2 protein-coding genes are annotated in these 1,058 nt (G+C 54.2%); both read right to left on the reverse strand.

The window, feature by feature from the left end; translation table 11 throughout:
* The coding region (locus ACI2KK_RS28960) for a hypothetical protein (RefSeq protein ID WP_404671646.1) at window positions 1–182 on the reverse strand (182 nt) is incomplete at its 3' end.
* A gap of 195 nt (window positions 183–377) precedes the next feature.
* The coding region (locus ACI2KK_RS28965) for a hypothetical protein (RefSeq protein WP_404671647.1) at window positions 378–1,058 on the reverse strand (681 nt) is incomplete at its 5' end.

Consider the following 1,058-nt stretch of genomic DNA (forward strand, 5'->3'; position numbering starts at 1 on the left):
AGTTCGGGTATGTAGCTGAAGCCGACGCGCTGGCGGTCGGCGAGGATGTTGTGGCTGACCGGCAACTGGTTGGCGATGTGGTGGGACTCGGTGGTACGCCCGCCGCACTCGACAGTGAGCTGGCGGCCGAGGCCGTCGAAGTGCTGACGGCCGAGTGTGAACGGGGTGGGGGGAGCGTTCATGTCGGGGCCTCCGTGGTTTGATAATGTCTACAAAAAAACTCCACAAACATGTTGCGTTCCTCAGGCGCCGGCTAAACCAACAAGTCATGTTCAGTTTCATGCGGGCCGAGAACATGACTCGTAGCGGGAAAAGCCCGCTTTCACGGCCCTCGTAACAAGTACCACCGTGCAGCTTGAATTCAGGGTTCAGATCAATTAGCGGTATGCGCCATATGATAAGAGAGGGTGGGGAGGTGGAGGGTTATAAAGACGTGGCGTCGCCCGCACATACATTTGTGGCGAGGTTCTGGAGGGAGAAAGTGTCATGGCCTCAATTATTGAATCGTTGTTAAGGCTTAGGCGACGTATCTCCGAAGGCCCTGGGACGCGAATAGGTTGGGCGTATGCAATCACAGGTCGCCTCAATGTGCTGGAAACCGTCTGCGCAGCTCCCATCGATCCCGCTCTGCAGGCCAGTAGTACCACAGGTTTGTTTGGGTCGGATGCATAGTCGCTGAGTTGATTGAGGCGTGGAGCTAATTCATCTCGTGCAAAAACGTCCGCAGGTACCATCTCGCCATTGCTATTCATGAGAAAGCCACCTCTGTCGCCGTGTGTTTCAATTGCTGCATATTTACCTTTGAATGCTTTTTTATGAAAAACCACATCTCGCGTACCCTTGTTTTCTTCATACAGAATTTCATAGCTCTTATTTAGAGTTGATTTTTTTCCCGGCGCCCTCTGTATCTGCGTACCCCTGCCAACTTTCCCCGCTTTCATCGCCCCTGACGTCAGACTTGCCCCGATTTCCAGCACACTGCCAGCCAACCCGGTCCCCAGCGATACCCAACCCAGTATGCTGGCCGTTTTCTGGTCCTTACCCATTGCCTCCAGCGT

The sequence above is a fragment of the Pseudomonas sp. NPDC089406 genome (genome assembly GCF_044900265.1).
GTDB classification, from domain to species: Bacteria; Pseudomonadota; Gammaproteobacteria; order Pseudomonadales; family Pseudomonadaceae; genus Aquipseudomonas; species Aquipseudomonas fakonensis.